General features: G+C 59.1%; 4 protein-coding genes. All 4 read right to left on the minus strand.

Going from position 1 to position 5720, the window contains the following annotated elements; translation table 11 throughout:
• Positions 1-74 precede the first annotated feature (74 nt).
• Positions 75-1286, minus strand: coding sequence for an IS110 family transposase (locus tag JQ46_RS02240; RefSeq protein ID WP_034985101.1), 1212 nt, complete (start codon positions 1284-1286; stop codon positions 75-77).
• Positions 1287-1578: 292 nt separating this feature from the next.
• Complete coding sequence (locus JQ46_RS02245; RefSeq protein ID WP_237744678.1) at positions 1579-3345, minus strand: metal ABC transporter solute-binding protein, Zn/Mn family; 1767 nt, start codon at positions 3343-3345, stop codon at positions 1579-1581.
• A complete protein-coding gene (locus JQ46_RS02250; protein WP_034985115.1) occupies positions 3342-4151 on the minus strand; it encodes a metal ABC transporter ATP-binding protein in 810 nt (269 codons plus the stop codon). The genes JQ46_RS02245 and JQ46_RS02250 overlap by 4 nt, the downstream gene beginning before the upstream one ends.
• Before the next feature lie 197 nt (positions 4152-4348).
• The gene (locus tag JQ46_RS02255; protein ID WP_034985101.1) at positions 4349-5560 is read right to left on the minus strand and encodes an IS110 family transposase; all 1212 of its coding nucleotides are present in this window, start codon (positions 5558-5560) and stop codon (positions 4349-4351) included.
• Positions 5561-5720: the final 160 nt, after the last annotated feature.

Raw genomic sequence — 5720 nt, forward strand, 5'->3', positions numbered from 1 at the left:
CAGTCTTGGGAGTAGTTTCTTAGGCGTGCCTAGGAGCCGGCCAGCGTGTGCTGGTCGGCTTCGTCTTTGGGGCTTTATGCGGCGACGGGGCGTGGCGGGATTTCGCGGAAGAACTCCTTGTTTTTCAGCATCGCGTAGATGACATTGCATCGGCGTCGTGCCAGGCAGATGACTGCTGCGTTGTGGCGTTTTCCTTCAGCGCGTTTGCGTTCGTAATACCGCCGTGACGGTTCGTGGCTGCGGATAACTGCGAATGCGGAGTAGAACAAGGCGTTTTTCAGTCGTTTATTGCCTGACCGTGCCGGGAACTCACCTCTGATCGACGAACCTGATCGTCTAGTCACGGGTGCTATTCCAGCATAAGCAGCTAAGTGGCCAGCACTAGCGAAGTCGGAGCCATCACCGATCGCAAGAAGGATCTGCGCTGCGGTCTTGATGCCGACTCCGGGCATACTCATCAAGACCTCACAAAAAGGGAAATCAGCGAGCATCTCTTCAACCTGCTCAGCAATGGTGTTTCGTTGCTCTTTGAGGGCCTGGATGTTTGCAGCCAGTTGAGGAATTACTAACTCGGCGGCATCGCTTCCAGGCACGGTGACTGTTTGAGCTTTCAGCGCTGTAAAAATGTCGTCTACCAGCGGGGTGGGGTCTTTACGTGTGCGCTTGATCATCCAGTTCAACACTCGTTGGTATCCGGCTCTTTTTAGCCCCTGCGGTCCCTTGTAATGGATCAATAATTCCAGGATCGGCGTGCGAGTCAGGGTGCTACCAGCAAAAACTCGTTCCAGGCTGGGGTAGATCTGGGTGAGGACACTGCGAAGCCGATTGACAGTGCGAGTGCAATCGCGGGCGATGTCATCATCGAAGCCGGACAGCATCTTTAGGGCGGAGAGTACCTCATCATTGCGGTCGACGGCACGTAGCGTGTGGGGCATTGTGCGGGCGGTGTCGGCGATGATGAATGCGTCGCGTTTGTCTGTTTTTGCACGTCCCGGATAGAGATCTGCAGCTTTGCGCATCGCAAGACCTGGCAGGTATCCGACTTCGCAACCGCAGTCCCGGGCTACAGCAATCGGTAGTGCGCCGATGGTGTTGGGTTGGTCGACGATCACGAGCACGGTGCCAAGCTTCTGAAGCTGGTGAAAAACGCCTGCTAGTTCGGATTCGAGTTGAGGCAACGGTTTGTCGAAGACCTTGTTGCCATCACGGTCTAAGGCGCAGGCGTGGTGTTCAGATTTGCCGACGTCTAACCCAAGGAATATGTCGATGGAATGCTCCGGAGACATGATGAGCTCCTAGAAAACGAGATGGGTATGGCGTTGTTCCAGTCGCTGGTGTCATGACCTTCGTTAGAAGCACCCACGTTACAAAGAGACCTAGTTTAAAACTGGCCGTGTCCCTATCAGCTGTCATCGAAAGTCCTGGCACCCGGCGGCAACACCCCCCCGGATTATGGAAACTACAGGGCAGGTAAGCCATACCGGGACCAGCGACTATCCCCATTATCGGGGACACTCACAAGGTAACGGGAATGCGACCGGGGAAGCCCAACGCATGTGGGCCTCGAGCATTCGCGTTTTAGCGCTTCAGCCCCGCGATCATGGTCTTCAAGTTGCTGCGCAGGAAATCCTCGTAGGTTCCCGCGACCGTGCCCGGCTTGCCGAGCTCATCGGAGTGCAGTGGCTCGTCGAAGATCGGAATCCCGGCCTCCTTCGAGACGGTCTTCATGGGGCGCGTATCCACGTTCGACTCCACGAACAGGTGCTTCGGGCGCTTGTCCTTCAGCTGGCGCACGAGGTGTCCGATCTGCGCGGGGGAGCCGTTTTCATCCGTGTCGATCTGCCAGATATACAGCTGCTCCATGCCGTAGGTGTCGACCATGTATTGGAAGGCATGTTCACTGGCCACGAGCACACGATCCTCCTTCGGCAGCGCACCGATCTGCTCGCGGTAGTCGGCGTCGATGCTCTCCAGCATGGCCTTGTACTCCGCCCCCTTCTCCTCGATGTGCTCGGCACGCTCGGGCAGGGCCTCGGCCAGCGCCGCGGTCACGTTCTCGGCCATCGCGATGCCGACGGTCGGGTCCAGGAAGGCGTGCGGGTTGATCTCCTGATTGCCCTTTTCGTCCTTGAGGTACTTCGGTTCCACGCCCTTGGTGGCCTCGACCATCTGGGAATCGTCCAGGCCCGCGGTGTTTTTCAGTTTCGCGAGCCAGCCGTGCTCACCGCCCTCGAGGTTCAGCCCGTTGTAGAACAGCAGGTCGGCGTCGCTCGTCGCATCCAGGTCCGCGGGCAGGGGGTCGTAGTCGTGCGGGTCCGTGCCGGTCGGCACGAGGTTATGGACGTCCACCGCCTCGCCGCCGATCTCCTCCACCAGGTCCGCCAGCAGCGTGAAGGTGGTGACGACGTTCAGCTGCTCACCGTCTGCCTTCTCCTCCGTCGAGAAGGTCACGGCCCCGAACACGAGGGCACCGCCCACCAGGAGGGCCAACAGCGCGGCCAGTGGCTTATTGCCCAGCGAGCGAGCAATCAGTCCCTTGCCTGGCGCGAAGAGGAAAGCCAGCAGGAACAGCGCGCTGGCGGTCAGCACGATCGTCACGCCGGAGGACACGTTGTAGCTATAGCTCAGGAACAGCCCCACTACGGAGCTGAGCGCCGAGATCGCCACTGAAAGCCCGATCATCACTCCCAGCCGGTTCGTCAGCAGGTACGCCGCCGACGCCGGAGTAATCAGCAGGGAGACCACCAGGATCACGCCCACCGTCTGCAGGGAAATGACCGTCACCAGCGTGAGCACCACCATCAGCCCGTAGTGGATTGCCCGCACGGGCACGCCAGCCGACTGCGCCATGATGGGGTCGAAGGTGCTGAGCTTGAGCTCCTTGTAAAAGACCAGCGTGAGAATCAGCACGGCAGCGGCAATACCGATTGAGAGGTTGCGGTCGGCGTCCTGAACGGTCAGGACGTTGCCGAAGAGGATCTCCGTCAGATCCGTCGCCGTCTGTGCTTTCGCCATGAGCAGCACGCCGATCGCGAAGAAGGTGGAAAAGACGATGCCGATCGCCGAATCATTCTTCACCGTGGAGCGTTCGCTGATCAGCCCGATCGCCAGTGTGGCGAGTAGGCCCGCGACCACCGCCCCGAGGAAGAGGTTCGTGCCGAGCAGGTAGGAGGCCGCGACCCCCGGTAGTACGGCGTGCGAGATGGCATCACCGATCAGGGCCATGCCGCGCAGCACGATGAAGCTGCCGACGATGCCGCAGGCCACGCCCACGATCACCGAGGTGATCAGCGCTTTTTGCAGGTAGCCGTGGCTGAGTAGTGAGTCGAGGAACTCCGCGATCATGCTGTCTCCTCCTGAAGGGCTGCCTGCCGTGGCGTGGGGTGGGCTGGTGCTGACGGCTCGCGGATGACGAGCGCGCCGAAGGCTTTCTGCAGCACGTCGGGGACGAAGACCTCCTCGGTGGGACCCGCCGCGACGAGCTCGCCGTTGAGGACGATGAGGTCGTCGTAGTAGTCGCGCACCGTGTTCATGTCGTGGTGCACGACGACGACGTGCTTGCCCGCGTCCGCCATCTGCCGCAGCAGGGTCACGATCGTCTTCTCGCTGGGGACGTCGATGCCGACGAAGGGCTCGTCCAGGAAGATGTACTCCGCGTCCTGGACGATGGCGCGGGCAAAGAGGACGCGCTGGAACTGTCCGCCCGAGAGTTCGCTGATGTGGCGGTGGCGGAAGTCCCACATGTCGACGTCCTTGAGAGCCTGGGTGGCTGCTTCGCGTTCGGTCTTGCCGGGGCGGTGGAAAAGACCCAGGCGTGGGTAGGTTCCCATCAGGACGGTGTCGAAGACGCTGGTGGGGAAGTTGCGGTCGAGGTCAGAGCGCTGCTCGATATACGCGATTGCGCGGCGCTGCTCGGCGGGGTCCTTGCCGTCGAGGGTGACGGGGTAGTCGGCAGGGGTGCCGGTGGTGCTTGTGCCGTGGACGTGACGCTTGTCCAGGATCTGAAGCATCGCCTTCATGAGGGTGGATTTGCCCGAGCCATTGGGGCCGATGATGCCGTGCATGCCGGGGGAGTCGAGGGTGAAGCTGATGTTCCGAATCGCGGTGTTCGCGCCGTAGCTCACGCTCAAGTTCTGGACGCTAATACTCATGACAGCCAAGAATAGTGTTCAGTTCAATGAATCACCAAGTTCAATGTATTGAACTTTGGGGTGGGGTGGTGTTGGGGGGTGTCCCTATGTTTTTGTCAAGTGTCAGACCGATGTTGACGAGCGCAGTCTTGGGAGTAGTTTCTTAGGCGTGCCTAGGAGCCGGCCAGCGTGTGCTGGTCGGCTTCGTCTTTGGGGCTTTATGCGGCGACGGGGCGTGGCGGGATTTCGCGGAAGAACTCCTTGTTTTTCAGCATCGCGTAGATGACATTGCATCGGCGTCGTGCCAGGCAGATGACTGCTGCGTTGTGGCGTTTTCCTTCAGCGCGTTTGCGTTCGTAATACCGCCGTGACGGTTCGTGGCTGCGGATAACTGCGAATGCGGAGTAGAACAAGGCGTTTTTCAGTCGTTTATTGCCTGACCGTGCCGGGAACTCACCTCTGATCGACGAACCTGATCGTCTAGTCACGGGTGCTATTCCAGCATAAGCAGCTAAGTGGCCAGCACTAGCGAAGTCGGAGCCATCACCGATCGCAAGAAGGATCTGCGCTGCGGTCTTGATGCCGACTCCGGGCATACTCATCAAGACCTCACAAAAAGGGAAATCAGCGAGCATCTCTTCAACCTGCTCAGCAATGGTGTTTCGTTGCTCTTTGAGGGCCTGGATGTTTGCAGCCAGTTGAGGAATTACTAACTCGGCGGCATCGCTTCCAGGCACGGTGACTGTTTGAGCTTTCAGCGCTGTAAAAATGTCGTCTACCAGCGGGGTGGGGTCTTTACGTGTGCGCTTGATCATCCAGTTCAACACTCGTTGGTATCCGGCTCTTTTTAGCCCCTGCGGTCCCTTGTAATGGATCAATAATTCCAGGATCGGCGTGCGAGTCAGGGTGCTACCAGCAAAAACTCGTTCCAGGCTGGGGTAGATCTGGGTGAGGACACTGCGAAGCCGATTGACAGTGCGAGTGCAATCGCGGGCGATGTCATCATCGAAGCCGGACAGCATCTTTAGGGCGGAGAGTACCTCATCATTGCGGTCGACGGCACGTAGCGTGTGGGGCATTGTGCGGGCGGTGTCGGCGATGATGAATGCGTCGCGTTTGTCTGTTTTTGCACGTCCCGGATAGAGATCTGCAGCTTTGCGCATCGCAAGACCTGGCAGGTATCCGACTTCGCAACCGCAGTCCCGGGCTACAGCAATCGGTAGTGCGCCGATGGTGTTGGGTTGGTCGACGATCACGAGCACGGTGCCAAGCTTCTGAAGCTGGTGAAAAACGCCTGCTAGTTCGGATTCGAGTTGAGGCAACGGTTTGTCGAAGACCTTGTTGCCATCACGGTCTAAGGCGCAGGCGTGGTGTTCAGATTTGCCGACGTCTAACCCAAGGAATATGTCGATGGAATGCTCCGGAGACATGATGAGCTCCTAGAAAACGAGATGGGTATGGCGTTGTTCCAGTCGCTGGTGTCATGACCTTCGTTAGAAGCACCCACGTTACAAAGAGACCTAGTTTAAAACTGGCCGTGTCCCTATCAGCTGTCATCGAAAGTCCTGGCACCCGGCGGCAACACCCCCC

This window comes from Corynebacterium jeikeium (assembly GCF_000738175.1).
In the GTDB taxonomy this organism is placed as follows: Bacteria; Actinomycetota; Actinomycetes; order Mycobacteriales; family Mycobacteriaceae; genus Corynebacterium; species Corynebacterium jeikeium_C.

Bases quoted from the DNA above. Each gene is read 5' to 3' on its own strand.
- JQ46_RS02240 (WP_034985101.1), bottom strand. From the start codon at position 1,286: ATGTCTCCGGAGCATTCCATCGACATATTCCTTGGGTTAGACGTCGGC.
- JQ46_RS02245 (WP_237744678.1), bottom strand. From the start codon at position 3,345: ATGATCGCGGAGTTCCTCGACTCACTACTCAGCCACGGCTACCTGCAA.
- JQ46_RS02250 (WP_034985115.1), bottom strand. From the start codon at position 4,151: ATGAGTATTAGCGTCCAGAACTTGAGCGTGAGCTACGGCGCGAACACC.
- JQ46_RS02255 (WP_034985101.1), bottom strand. From the start codon at position 5,560: ATGTCTCCGGAGCATTCCATCGACATATTCCTTGGGTTAGACGTCGGC.